The following is a 12968-nucleotide window of genomic DNA, read 5'->3' as shown; positions in this document are numbered from 1 at the left end:
ATACACTGGTAGGCTAAAAGGCGTCATCCAGCTGAGCTGGAAGTATAAAGATTGGCAACAATCCAGGATAATACAACGTTCTTCATGAACTGGATGAATATAAAATCTTAATGAAAAGCCCTGATGGACTTTTCATACATAAGTATTTGTAGAACGTTGATTACCACATCAAATCATCGGGCACTTTAAAATCAGCATACGGGTCTTCTTCATCTTGCTCTTCCTGACTAAGCGCACTATTTAATACAATACTGTTCGCATCTCGCTGTGCAATTTTATCGGCTACGATTGCAGGAATAATCGCGTATTCGCTCTCACCACTGTTATCGATAACCAAGCGAGCAATGGCGAGGCGACCACTAATCAACTGAGCTTGAGTTAGCTTATCCACAATTATTTTTTTAATTAAATTACTATCTGTGAAGTTAAAACCAATATCACCTTTTGAAACATTGATTCTATTCATTTCAATGAGTTGCTTCACCTGAGCTTTATATTCCTTAGATAAAACAGCTTGTTTTTGTTGTTCACTTAGCTGTTTATCACGCTCAATCTGTGCTTTTTTATTTTCTTCCACAGCCTCTCTTGCCTCACGAGCCTGGACTCGTGATTTTTTAGCCGTCCTTTGGACTTTGGCCATTTTTTTGCTGGTCACTAACCCAGCTTTTAGCATCTGCTCTTGTAAGGTGAGTTTTGTCATCTTCGTTTCTAAACCCGTTGAATAATGTATGGGATTATACCTGTAATTTTTGAGGCTGTACCGGATTGCAGAAGCTGAACGCGATGCAGTTTGCGTTTGAAGGGACCTATCAAAGGCTGTTGTAAATTCCGTGCGCTATCGAAGGTATTGCAAGAGATAATTTTGGGTGAAGGGGAATAAAAAACGGCATGTCATCCATTCAGTATAATGAAAGGAGTGACACGCCTAAAAAATACGCCCGGTTTAAGCGTATTCAAATCGGTAAAAGTAGAATAGATAAGTGTTGCCTATTACTACTATTTTAACTGGAAAAGTGACATTCCTTGCATATTCTGGAAAGCTGTATAAGACGCCTGCAGAGAAGATTGCTGCATAACATAAGACGAAATCGCATCATACCAATCAGTATCTTGCAACTGTGATAGCGTTGTTTTATTGGCAACATCGCGATCTTGACCAATAGCATCAAGGTTATCAATTTCATTAAGCTGAATACCTAATTCTGCACGGACAGCAGAAATATTATTCAACGAATTTTTTAAACCACGGTTTGCTGTCTCTAATGCCGCCGCCACGCCGGCTTTTGTTGTATCGTCGGCATCTGCAATAGGCGTTTCGAGCGCTTTAATAGCAATATCCAACGTTTCAAACAAATCCGACTGAATGCTACCATCCGGCTCTTTTTGAGCATCTCCGGTTATCCCATTGAATACCGCGGAACCAACATGGCTGACCGTCATATTTCGGGCCGCATCTACGCGTTGTGAAATAGCTTGGTTTCCGCCCAAATACTCAACCCCAGAGGCACCTTCAACAAAAGGAGCATTATCCGTTTCATAGCCAGCAAAAATATAATTGCCGTTACCATCAGTGCTGTTAGACATATTCAGCAGCTCAGCTTTCATTCCACGCAAAGACGTCGCAACTGATTTACGATCGTCATCACTCAGAACACCGCCGCCTTTGATTACTTCAGTCAATGCACTCGTAATGGTAGTAACGCTCTTATCTAAAATCGACTCTTCCAGCGACATACTTTGTTTGGCAAATGTGCGCGCTAGCGTGTACTGACCATTCTCCGATTGAGCCTGGCCAAGCATAATGACACTTGCAGCCGCTATAGGATCATCTGATGGATTTACAACACGTTTACCGGTTGACAGTTGCTCACCCGTTTTTTGCCACGCTGCCTGACCATTAATAATGCCCTGCATGTTTTGCTGGTATATCATGCTAGTACTTAAACGCATGGTATTAATTCCTCTCTATCAAATGGTCAAACTTAGCCACGGGCCGCTAACAAAGCGTCAAATATGGATTGTGCTGTTTTAATGACCTGAGCATTTGCCATGTAATATTGCTGGTAACGCATCAGATCACCGTATTCTTCATCCAGATTCACACCGGATACCGACTGTTGTTCTGCTGTCAGCTGTTTAACAACGTTTTGCTGCGATGTATTATTAATCTTTAGGGTGCTGGTCTGGTTACCAATTTCACCAACCAGACTCGCGTATGCTCCAGAAACGCTGGCCTTCCCGCCCACAATTTTTTCATTTTGCAGCGCAAGTAATGCTTTAGCATTCGTGTTATCACTAACACCACCAAACACAGGATTACCGCTCGCATCCAATACCGGATTGCCAGAATCATCAAGCTTAACGGATGCAGCAGCGATCTTATTAGGATCGGAAATAGCCACTGACATATCGGTAATGACGTCATTAACGGGCTTAAGCACGAAACTGTCGTTCGTTGCTGGCGTTCCAGTGATTGTCATCTTGATACCATCAAAATTCAGGCTGCTCTCAGGAGGCGTTCCTGTTGTCGTCACTGCCGCCGTAAATTTTGAATTGTCAGACAAGCGGGTTACTTGCCAATTAGCGCCATCGTATTTAATCGCATAATTGCTTGCCTGCACGTCTTTAGTATCTGTGTAAGATGGCGTTAACGCAGCAGTGCCGCTATTTTTGCTATCATTCAAAACAACCGCTTTACCAAAAGAGAAGAAATCACCGCCTTTAACACCATCACGGTCGTAACCTTGCTGGTGTTGAGTATTAAATGCATCGGCGAATGCCAGTGCTAACTGTCCTAGCTGATTGCGCGCCTCATCAAGGGTTTCTGAACGGAAAGAGATCAAACCACCTAATGAACCGCCGGTTAACGTGCTCTCATTGAGCGTAACAACATCATTTGTTTGGTCTTTATATCCAATAGTCAGACGAGCAGGATCGCTACTCGAACCAACTGCGACTAGCTGGTTGCTCGTTCCTGCCTGAACCAGGTTAGTACCGTTTTTCAATGCAACGTTATAAATAGTTCCATCCTGGACAGTAACGTCAACACCTACCAATTTATTGAGCTGATCGACAAGAAGATCGCGTTGATCGAGCAAATCATTAGGCATAGTGCCGCTATTTGCGCCCATCAGCTTCGTGATTTCATTGTTTAAAGAGGCAATCTGATCGGTATACGTATTAATTTGGCCAACAGTGCTTTGAATCTGTGTATTCAGGCCACTGTCCATATCACGCAAATATTTATCGGTGACTTTAAATTGGTTTACCAGCCCTTCCGCTTTGCCCAGTACAGTTTGACGAGTAGACGAATCGCCCGCATTACTGGTGAGGTTCTGTAGGTTGGAAAAAAAGCTTTGTATAGTTGTGGAGAGGCTAGTCGTGCTACTCGCGAGTAGGTTATCTATTTTGGAAATTTGCTCGTAGTAAGCAGAAACAGAGCTACTCGTCGTTTGTGCGGAACGCAGCTGATTAGTAATAAATTCATTATATTGACGATTAATACTAACAACATTCACGCCATTACCAATATACCCAGCGGATGTGCTGCTGCTCGTTGCTTGCTCAAGAATCGCATTTTGCCGACTATAGCCAGTAACAGCCTGATTACTAATGTTGTTACTCACGGTACTCAGCGCAACCTGTGCACCTTTTAAGCCACTCATCGCGGTGTTAATTAAATTGGACATAGGGTGTTGTTCCTTTTACACAGGCTTTTTTCGCCCTGCGCGATTAACTAAATACTGAAAGCAGCAAATACGCTACATAAGTTAATTACTTTATCGGTCAGGAAGCGCAAATCTTGAATAAAAAAATCAAAATAGCCGACTCAAATCGTGCGTGTAGGCCTTCGCCACTTTCTCACCTGAACTCTTCATTTGCTGGATCATACTAACCAGTTTCTGAGCATATTGTGGGTCCGTTGCATAACCCGCTTTTTGCAAAGCATGAGCCGCTTGCTCAGCCGTTCCCGCGCTCATCACAGCAGAATAGCGTGGATTATTGGTCAACAATTTCACATAGTCACCAATAGCTTCAATGTAGGAGTCGTAAACTCTGAAGCTAGCTTTTACTTTTTTGGCCACGCCTTGCTCATACTCTGTCGTGGTTATCTCCGTTGTCGGCCCATTCCAGCTACCGCCAGCTTTGATACCGAACAAATTGTGGCTTGGGCGTCCATCTTCCGTAGTGATTTCACGCTGCCCCCAGCCAGACTCGAGCGCCGCTTGGGCGATGATAAGGTGATGAGGTATGCCGCTATGCTGGCTGGCAATCTGTGCGGGCAAGGAAATCTGGGACACAAAATTACTATTGGATAATGGCAGGGCTGAACCCGTCGTTGGCAATTTGGGCAACGCTTTACGTACCATCTGCTCCACAGCCCCAGCTGGCATGCTTTTGATTACATCACCATCGAATGTCAATGGAACCGAGGGAACAGCGGCTTTAGCCGCTGCTGCATCTGGGGATTGCCGGGTCAATTGCTCAACCATGACATCCGCGAGCCCAAGTCCCTTACCCTTAGTTGAAATCTCTTGGGCAATTTGCTGATCGTACATTGAGGTATACAGACGCGTCTGATCGCTGTTGAAAAGCCCATCCTGCGGAATCGCAGAACGCATGCTTTTCATCATCAATTGTACAAACACACCTTCCATCTGTTGCGCAACCGCCCTGATACCCTCTTTACTTTGAGGATTACCTGAAACCTCACGCTTCAAGGTATTCAGGGACTGTGCATCATAGGCCGCGTTATTCAGCGTCTGCATGTCACTCATCAGATAATTTCCAGTTTGGCGCGCAAACAACCCGCGCTTTGCATCGCCTGCAGAATAGACATCAGTTCCATCGGCGTCGCGCCCAGAGAATTCAGTGCGCGCACGACATTATTGAGGTTGGCACTGGAGTTGACGCGCTGTAAAGCACCGCCCGCTTGCTGAACCGAAATCTCTGTTTGCGGAGTCACAACCGTCTGGCCACCGCCAAATGGCGTATTGGGCTGACTAACGTTGGCTTGCTGATTAATCGTCACAGAAAGGTTGCCCTGAGCGATAGCACAGCTATCCAGCGTGACATCACGATTCATCACGACAGAACCGGTACGAGAGTTGATCACTACTTTAGCGTCCTGAATACCGACGTTGACTTCAATATTCTGAACATCGGCCAAAAATCGAACCTGAGAACTATTGCCATGTGGAGCAAGAACCTGAATTGTGCGAGAGTCAAGCGGAGTCGCCGTACCACCATATCCAGAGCGATTGATCGCATCGCTGACTTTCTGTGCCATCGAAAAGTCGTCATTCTTCAGTTGCAGCATGATCGTATTTGACGCGCCAAACGTGCTGGGTAACTCTCGCTCAATAACTGCACCGTTGCTAATTCGTCCACCGGCTAGTTGGTTAACCTGAACACTGCTTCCGCCAGCGGAAGCTCCAGCACCACCAACCAAAACGTTCCCCTGAGCCAGAGCATATACCTGATTATCCACCCCTTTTAATGGGGTCATTAACAGAGTCCCGCCACGCAGGCTCTTTGCATTACCGAGTGAAGACACAACGACATCGATATTCTGGCCCGATCTGCCAAAGGCCGGGAGTTCCGCTGTTACCATCACCGCAGCCACATTCTTCAACTGCATGTTAGTTCCGGCGGGGACAGTAATACCTAATTGGGAAAGCATGTTAGTTAAGCTTTGTGTGGTAAACGGTGTCTGCATAGTCTGGTCACCGGAACCATCCAGGCCGACAACTAAACCGTAACCAATCAACGCATTACCACGTACGCCCTGGATATTAACCAGATCGCGAATTCTCTCTGCCGACGCAGGGGCAATATTCAGCGTCAGTAACGTCAGCAGTACAGTGAAAAATGATGCAATCCGCATGACAGGCCTCTTAAGCTTAGAACGGAGAAACATTGAGGAAGAACCGCTGTAACCAGCCCATGTTTTGCGCTTCATTAATATAGCCATTGCCGACATATTCAATGCGCGCATCCGCGACCTGGGTTGATGGCACCGAGTTGTTACCGCTAATGGTTCTCGGATTTACCACTCCAGAGAAACGGATAAACTCTGTTCCCTGATTAATTGCAATTTGTTTTTCGCCAACGACGCTCAAGTTGCCATTAGCCAATACTTGACCGACCGTGACTGTAATCGTGCCACTGAAGGTGTTATTGGCGTTAGCACCACCTTTCCCTGAAAAATCATTCGTACCAGTGGCATCCAATGCAGCACGGTTGTTACCCAGTGGCCCTTCAAGATAGCGCGGTGTTGTCGTTACACCAAACGTCGATGAGCCATTACGAGCAGCATTAGCTGATGAGCTTTTACTGGCGCTAACATTTTCCTGCAATACGATCGTCAATGTATCGCCAATATTACGTGGGCGACGATCTTCAAACATCGGCTGATAGCCATAATTCATCGGCTGTACAGTTTGGAAAATAGAACCATTAGGACCCGCTAATACTGGCGATCCAGGCTGGGCAGTCGTAGGCCCAGTGACAACTTTATCATGCGGAATATAGGCGCAACCGTTAAGTGCTAACATCGCGATCAATGTCAACAGACGGGGTCGGCGGAGTGGTTTGATAACCGACTTTGCATTCATTATCACTGCAGATATCGCCTTAAATTAATCTATTTCATATATTCACGGGGTAAATCAAAACCATATTTGCTCCACTCATCTGGTGGTTATGGCCATCATTACCCCGTTAAATACTGTCTATGTTGCCAACATCAAGCCACCAGAGCACCAGCTCTCACCCCTGACATTAGCGGGTTACCCATTACAATTGGGTCAATTTCTGCAACATTTGGTCAGAAGAAGAAATTGCTTTACTGTTGATTTCATAGGCACGTTGAGTCTGAATCATCGATACCAATTCCTCAGCCACATTGACGTTGGAGGTTTCGACATACTTCTGATATAGCAGACCCGCGCCATTCAAACCTGGGTTTGTTTCATTCGGCGCGCCTGAGCTCGCGGTTTCCAGATACAGGTTTTCACCCATACTCTCAAGACCGCTATCATTAATAAAGGTCGTCAGCGTCAGCTGACCAATCTGGTTTGTTGCTGCCTGCCCCTGCACTTTAACGCTGACAATACCATCACGGCCGATATTCAGTTCAGTCGCATTCGCAGGAACGGTGATGGCAGGCTGAACCTGATAACCGCTCGACGTCACCAGTTGTCCGTTACCATCAAGCTGGAAGGCACCGTCACGAGTGTAAGCTGTTGTTCCATCAGGCAACTGAACCTGAAAGAACCCCTGCCCTTTAATGGCAACATCTTTCGAGTTACCCGTCTCGGAAAACGTTCCTTGAGTATGGATACGCTCTGTTGATACCGGACGAACACCGGTACCTAACTGCAAACCAGACGGTAACATGGTTTGCTCTGAAGACTGAGCTCCGGGCTGACGAACTGTTTGATACATCAGGTCTTCAAATACCGCACGCTGACGCTTGAAACCATTTGTGCTGACGTTTGCCAAGTTATTGGAAATAACGTCCATATTGGTTTGCTGAGCATTCAAGCCGGTTTTTGCAATCCACAAAGAACGGATCATTCATTCACTCCTGTGCGCACTCGGCGCTTAACTCATTGCTAATATCTGATTAGCGCGTTGTGCATTATCATCGACACTGCTAATGACTTTCATCTGCATTTCAAAGCGACGAGCATTAGCAATCATATCGACCATAGTATCGACCGTGTTCACATTACTGCCTTCGATCACACCCGGCATAATGCGCACAGTGGGATCGTTTTGCAGAACATTACCACGTTGCTGCTGAGCCTGTTGCGTCAAGCGAAACAACCCATCATCAGAACGCTCAACTTCTTGTCCGGTAGCTTTGACAAGCTTCAAACGCCCCAACTGAGCAATCGTATTCGGCGGATCGCCAGCATTAAGAGCAGAAATCGTACCATCGGCAGAAATGCTAATCTGAGCCTGTGGAGGAACGTCAATCGGGCCACCGTCGCCCATGACTACACGTCCCTGGATAGTCAACTGCCCATCAGCGTTGATCTCCATATTACCATTACGGGTGTACGCTTCACCGCCATTAGCAGTTTGCACTGCCAACCAACTCTCTTTCGGTAAAGCGACATCCATTGCACGGCCAGTATAATTCATCACGCCTTCGGTCATATCAGCACCAGGCGTTGACGCGACAACCAGCGTTCGGGTAGGTAGTGTCAACCCATTCACTGGCACCGCGCGCAATGCAGACAGTTGTGCCCGAAAACCCGGCGTTGAGGCATTAGCCAAGTTGTTCGCAGTAATCGCCTGCTTTTCCAATGACTGGCTCGCGCCACCCATTGCTGTATAAATCGCGTGATCCATGCAACGTCCCCGTTAGGATAATTAACGCAGGCTAACCAGCGTTTGCAGAATGGAATCCTGCGTTTTGATAGTTTGCGCGTTTGATTGGTAGTTACGCTGCGCAACGATCATGTTGACCAGCTCTTTACTCAGATCAACGTTCGAACTTTCGGTGGATTTGCCGATAAGTTTACCCAGACTTCCGGTACCCGCCAGACCAACAACAGCCTGACCAGAACTTGCTGTTTCAGACCAGGCGTTATCCCCTTCAGGCGATAAGCCTTCTGGGTTAGCAAAACTAGCCAGCAGAATCTGGCCCAGCGGTTGCTTCTGACCATTGCTGTAACTGCCTTCGATCGTACCGTCGTCATTGATAGCAAAACCCGTCAGCGATCCTGGCGCATAACCGTTCTGGGTCGGGCTCTTATAACTATATTCGGTGTTTTGCTGCACGCTGCCAGTCAAATTGAGAGTGAAGGTACCATTTGCAGCACCATTCGTTCCCGTAAGATTGATAGTAAAAGGTGTATGCGCAGTGGCTCCCGTAGAACTTAAGGCACCGTTCGCCTCAAAATTCAGCGTTCCTGCATTTTGATACGTAGCTGGACTAATTGAGTCATCCTTAGCGTACGTCTGCCATGTATTGTTTGCCGTTTTAACAAAATACAGGGTGAAGTTGTGCACGTTACCCTGACTATCATAGGTTGTTAGTGCAGTCTTGCTATTATAGGTACCTTCTGCCCCAGGCGTTGTAGCCCAAGAGCTTGTTGGAACCGAGTCTGAAGATTTCAGGTTAGCCTGAATTGATGCAACTGTCGTTTGGCTCGCCAACATATCCCCATCAGGAACAGTCAACGGTACTGGATCTGCACCTGTTTGAACGGTTGGCGGCGTACCTGCAACGGGGTACCCCGTCAATTGCATTCCTTGCGCGTTGACGATATTACGGCCGTTCAGCATAAACTGACCATTACGGCTGTAATAAGTAGAACCGTTGGTGTCTTGCAAACGGTAAAAACCGCCGCCGCTAATTGCGATGTCCAGGTCTCGTGAGGATGATGTCACCGTACCGTTACCAAAATCCTGTAGTACCGATGCGACCTTCACACCCATACCGACTTTAGAACCCGCAAACATATCAGCAAATGTGACGGTCCCGGATTTAAAACCCACTGTCGCTGAGTTAGCGATGTTATTACCGATAACATCCAGGTTATTAGATGCCGCGTTTAAACCACTGACCGCCTGAGAAAAACCCATGTCGTTCTCCAGATGAATTGATTAAGTCATATTCCAGGTAGTGAGTTTCACTGGAATAATATGAAATTTATTCTGTTACAGAATCTGCCTGACATCGTCCATCGTGACTCTGCCGCGTAGTCCTAAATCAAGCAATGCGCCACTATCATCTCGAACAACACTATTCACAACCGCATAGTTCAGTGGCTGAACTACTTGCTGCGCGCCACCCGTACTGGCAGCGACAGTGAAGGTATACGCACCATCTGGTGCAGCCGTACCGTCAGAAAGCTTACCGTCCCAGTTGAACGAATGAACCCCGGCAGAAAGCGTCCCCAATTCGATCGTACGAACAGCTTTACCGGTTGAATCATTAATCGTAACGGTAACGACTTCGGCTGCTTTTTCCAGTTCCACACCAAAGGGCGTGCTAGTTTCGCTACCAACAAGAATGTCTTTTCCAGGGATCATAACGCTATGACCAATCAGCGTTGTTGCCTGCATAGATTGGTTGTTATTGATCTGACCGGAAATAGAACCCAATGTTGTGTTCAACTTCTCAATACCACTAACCGTATTGAGCTGAGCAAGCTGACTTACAAGCTGATCGTTGCTCATCGGATTCGTCGGATCCTGGTTCTTCAACTGTGCAACAAGAAGCGTCAGAAACTGATTCTGTAGGTCAGCGCTGCTGTTTTTCTCTACCGCCGTTGTAGACGAGAGACTCTGCGTACTACTCGCCGAGGAGGTATCATTAATGGTTACAGACATTATTGCGTCTCCCGATTATTGCCCGATCGTTAGCGTCTTCAGCATCATCGATTTTGTCGTATTCAAGACTTCGACGTTTGCCTGGTAACTGCGTGATGCTGAAATGGTGTTCACCATCTCAGCTACAGGGTCAACATTCGGCATGCGAACGTATCCCTGACCATCAGCCAGTGGGTTGCCCGGTTCGTAAACCAGACGAGCAGGCGATGGGTCTTCAATAACATTGGCAACGCGTACGCCACCCGTTGATTGCCCCGGCGCTGCATTCACTTCGAATACAACCTGCTTGGCGCGATAAGGTTCACCATCAGGGCCTGTCACGCTGTCTGCGTTAGCCAGGTTACTCGCACTCACATTCAGACGCTGAGATTGCGCAGAAAGCGCTGAGCCTGAAATTTCGAATATATTTAATAACGACATGAATCTTTACCTTCCCATCGCGCTACGATCATGAACCTGACTGCAGGACCGACATCATGCCTTTAATCTGTCCACCCAGAACGGTCAGGCTGGTTTGATATTTCAGGCTATTATCGGCAAAATTAGTGCGTTCACGGTCCATATCGACCGTATTGCCATCCAACGCAGGTTGATCGGGTACGCGGTATAACAAATCAAGCTCCGGCGGCTGAAAATTCTGTGCCGGTATATGCCGTACAGATGTTGTTTTCAGCGCGATACCTGTACCGTTCACCCGCCCTTGCTCCATCGTTTTACTGAGCTGGCTGGCAAAATCGATGTCCCTGGCCTGATAGCCTGGCGTATCCGCATTGGCAATATTCGCGGCCAGAATTTCCTGCCGCTGGGCACGCAAGTTCAACGCTTCCTGCTGAAACCGCAACGAGGCGTCTAATTTATCAAGCATGCTCCCTCCGCAAGTTAGAATTTGGAGTGAGTAGGATAATTCTCATAGCAGCTATGCCATCGAACGAATAGACACCAAATGCAGCGCTATTTATTGCCTTAACCTCACGCTGACATCGTTACACTTATGCCCGATATAATCAGAATCAGGAGAGCCGAATCGGAATGAAAACAATATATTATTACCTCTGTCTGGCGACGTCCTGTTTTCTCATTCTGTGTGCATCTGCCAATGCGAACGACCTCCCGGCACAGATCAATCAGTTTTTTGCTTCACGCTTTCAGGGAAGCACGAATAGCGTTAACGTTGTGGTAAAATCGCCGGAGTCACAGTGGCCACAGTGCGAAGTGCCACAAATCACATTGCCCGGAAATACGAAAATGTGGGGCAATGTCAGCCTGTCCGTACGTTGTGGGCAACAGCGCCGCTTTATTCAAACCGAGGTTCAGGTAACAGGAAACTATGTCACCAGTTCACGGCCTATAAATCGCGGAACAACGCTGACGGAAAAAGACATAAGTTTGACAAAAGGCAGACTCGATTTATTGCCGTTGCGCCCTATACTGACGTTACAAGGCGCACAGGGTGCAGTCGTTTTGCGCGATCTAACCCCAGGGCAGGTTATTACCGCGTCAATGATCAGACGTGCATGGGTCGTAAAGGCTGGTCAGTCGGTGCAAATCATCGCCCAAGGGGCAGGCTTTACGGTTAATGGCGAAGGAAAGGCTATGAACAATGCGGCAACGGGACAAGCCGTTAGAGTCAGAACGGCAAATGGACAAATAGTCAGCGGAATCACAAACGAAGATGGGATTATTCTGATCTCACAGTAATTAATTAAAGATTTGCTCATGTTTGCCGATGATAATTACAGAGTCATTACTGACGACGTTTTAAAATTGAACACCAATGTGATAAAAATTATTTAACACATTGATGATTAACCATTTATCCTCAATCAGAGGGATGTATTATGAGTATTGATCGCACACAGTCGCTGAAGCCGGTCAGTCAAGTTCAGCAACGCGAATCTGGCGATGTCGCTAAAACTAAACGTAAGCAGACTGAAGCTCAGTCTGAAGTCAGCGCAACTCAGGTGAAACTGAGCGACGCGCAGGCGAAGTTGATGCAGCCAGGTACGCAAGACATAGACATGAACCGCGTTGAAACCCTGAAGCAGGCAATTCGTGACGGCTCACTTAAAATTGATGCCGGAAAAATCGCAGATGCGTTACTTAAAGAAACGCAGGATTTTTTAGCAGGTAATTAATATTTATGGAAAATCTGCAATCGACTCTGAATCAGTTGCTGAGTAATCTGCGTGAGCTTGATGTCGTGATGTCTGAAGAGCAAACGCTACTTTGTGCTGGTCATATTAACAGCATTGCTCTGCAACAGATGACAGAAAAGAAGACATCCTTGTTGGCAACAATGCAGCATTTGGAAACACGGCGCCATGACGCTGAATCTGTTCTTAAGCTGCAAGCGCCTTATGACGGTATTGAACAACTGTCTGTGTATTGGCAACAAGTACAAGAGTTAACCAGACGCCTAAATAATCAGAATAAGCATAATGGCCTTCTACTTAGTCGGCATATTGCGTATACGAACGAAGCCATCAATATATTGAAGCCTCGTCATGGGCAGGGGTTATATGGCCCGGATGGCCAGTCGAAAGGAGTGACAGTAGGCGGTCGGAAAATTACGTTCTAAAAGTCTCTGCATCGTAGCAGAGACTTTCAATCCTTTA

General features: G+C 46.8%; 15 protein-coding genes. 3 read left to right on the top strand and 12 right to left on the bottom strand.

The genetic code is table 11. The annotated features are described in order from the left end of the window. Positions 1-160: 160 nt before the first annotated feature. From CLR69_RS02270 to flgB, 12 genes are all read right to left on the bottom strand, one after another. Positions 161-700, bottom strand: coding sequence for a DUF2058 domain-containing protein (locus tag CLR69_RS02270; protein WP_129711764.1), 540 nt, complete (start codon positions 698-700; stop codon positions 161-163). A 296-nt stretch (positions 701-996) separates the two neighbouring features. Next, positions 997-1950 (bottom strand): flagellar hook-associated protein FlgL, encoded by a 954-nt coding sequence (gene flgL / locus CLR69_RS02265; protein ID WP_129711765.1) that lies wholly within the window; start codon positions 1948-1950, stop codon positions 997-999. Positions 1951-1982: 32 nt separating this feature from the next. Next, complete coding sequence (gene flgK, locus CLR69_RS02260; protein ID WP_129711766.1) at positions 1983-3689, bottom strand: flagellar hook-associated protein FlgK; 1707 nt, start codon at positions 3687-3689, stop codon at positions 1983-1985. A gap of 126 nt (positions 3690-3815) precedes the next feature. Further along, on the bottom strand, positions 3816-4778 hold the full coding sequence (gene flgJ / locus CLR69_RS02255; protein ID WP_129711767.1) for a flagellar assembly peptidoglycan hydrolase FlgJ: 963 nt from the start codon (positions 4776-4778) through the stop codon (positions 3816-3818). Continuing rightward, the gene (locus CLR69_RS02250; RefSeq protein WP_129705819.1) at positions 4778-5887 is read right to left on the bottom strand and encodes a flagellar basal body P-ring protein FlgI; all 1110 of its coding nucleotides are present in this window, start codon (positions 5885-5887) and stop codon (positions 4778-4780) included. Before CLR69_RS02250 ends, flgJ begins: the two co-directional genes overlap by 1 nt. 16 nt (positions 5888-5903) lie before the next feature. Further along, positions 5904-6617, bottom strand: a complete 714-nt coding sequence (locus CLR69_RS02245) for a flagellar basal body L-ring protein FlgH (protein ID WP_129706300.1) — start codon at positions 6615-6617, stop codon at positions 5904-5906. A gap of 181 nt (positions 6618-6798) precedes the next feature. Next, a complete protein-coding gene (gene flgG / locus CLR69_RS02240) occupies positions 6799-7581 on the bottom strand; it encodes a flagellar basal-body rod protein FlgG (protein WP_010301659.1) in 783 nt (260 codons plus the stop codon). 27 nt (positions 7582-7608) lie between these two features. Further along, positions 7609-8364: a flagellar basal body rod protein FlgF gene (locus CLR69_RS02235; RefSeq protein ID WP_129705817.1), complete on the bottom strand. Its 756-nt coding sequence runs from the start codon at positions 8362-8364 to the stop codon at positions 7609-7611. A 21-nt stretch (positions 8365-8385) separates the two neighbouring features. Next, the gene (gene flgE, locus CLR69_RS02230) at positions 8386-9603 is read right to left on the bottom strand and encodes a flagellar hook protein FlgE (RefSeq protein WP_129705815.1); all 1218 of its coding nucleotides are present in this window, start codon (positions 9601-9603) and stop codon (positions 8386-8388) included. A 75-nt stretch (positions 9604-9678) separates the two neighbouring features. Then, positions 9679-10353 (bottom strand): flagellar hook assembly protein FlgD, encoded by a 675-nt coding sequence (gene flgD, locus CLR69_RS02225; protein WP_129705813.1) that lies wholly within the window; start codon positions 10351-10353, stop codon positions 9679-9681. 15 nt (positions 10354-10368) lie between these two features. Further along, complete coding sequence (gene flgC, locus CLR69_RS02220) at positions 10369-10773, bottom strand: flagellar basal body rod protein FlgC (protein WP_015840801.1); 405 nt, start codon at positions 10771-10773, stop codon at positions 10369-10371. 28 nt (positions 10774-10801) lie between these two features. Next, positions 10802-11218 (bottom strand): flagellar basal body rod protein FlgB, encoded by a 417-nt coding sequence (gene flgB / locus CLR69_RS02215; RefSeq protein ID WP_015840802.1) that lies wholly within the window; start codon positions 11216-11218, stop codon positions 10802-10804. Between the two features lie 164 nt (positions 11219-11382). Between flgB and flgA the strand changes: the two genes are divergently transcribed. From flgA to CLR69_RS02200, 3 genes are all read left to right on the top strand, one after another. After that, positions 11383-12051 (top strand): flagellar basal body P-ring formation chaperone FlgA, encoded by a 669-nt coding sequence (flgA, locus tag CLR69_RS02210; RefSeq protein ID WP_129711768.1) that lies wholly within the window; start codon positions 11383-11385, stop codon positions 12049-12051. A 140-nt stretch (positions 12052-12191) separates the two neighbouring features. Then, on the top strand, positions 12192-12488 hold the full coding sequence (gene flgM / locus CLR69_RS02205) for a flagellar biosynthesis anti-sigma factor FlgM (protein ID WP_129705809.1): 297 nt from the start codon (positions 12192-12194) through the stop codon (positions 12486-12488). Between the two features lie 5 nt (positions 12489-12493). Beyond that, positions 12494-12931, top strand: a complete 438-nt coding sequence (locus CLR69_RS02200; RefSeq protein ID WP_129705807.1) for a flagella synthesis protein FlgN — start codon at positions 12494-12496, stop codon at positions 12929-12931. Positions 12932-12968 lie beyond the last annotated feature (37 nt).

It is taken from the genome of Pectobacterium zantedeschiae (genome assembly GCF_004137795.1).
GTDB lineage: Bacteria > Pseudomonadota > Gammaproteobacteria > Enterobacterales > Enterobacteriaceae > Pectobacterium > Pectobacterium zantedeschiae.
This window is presented reverse-complemented; position numbering and strand designations above follow the sequence as displayed.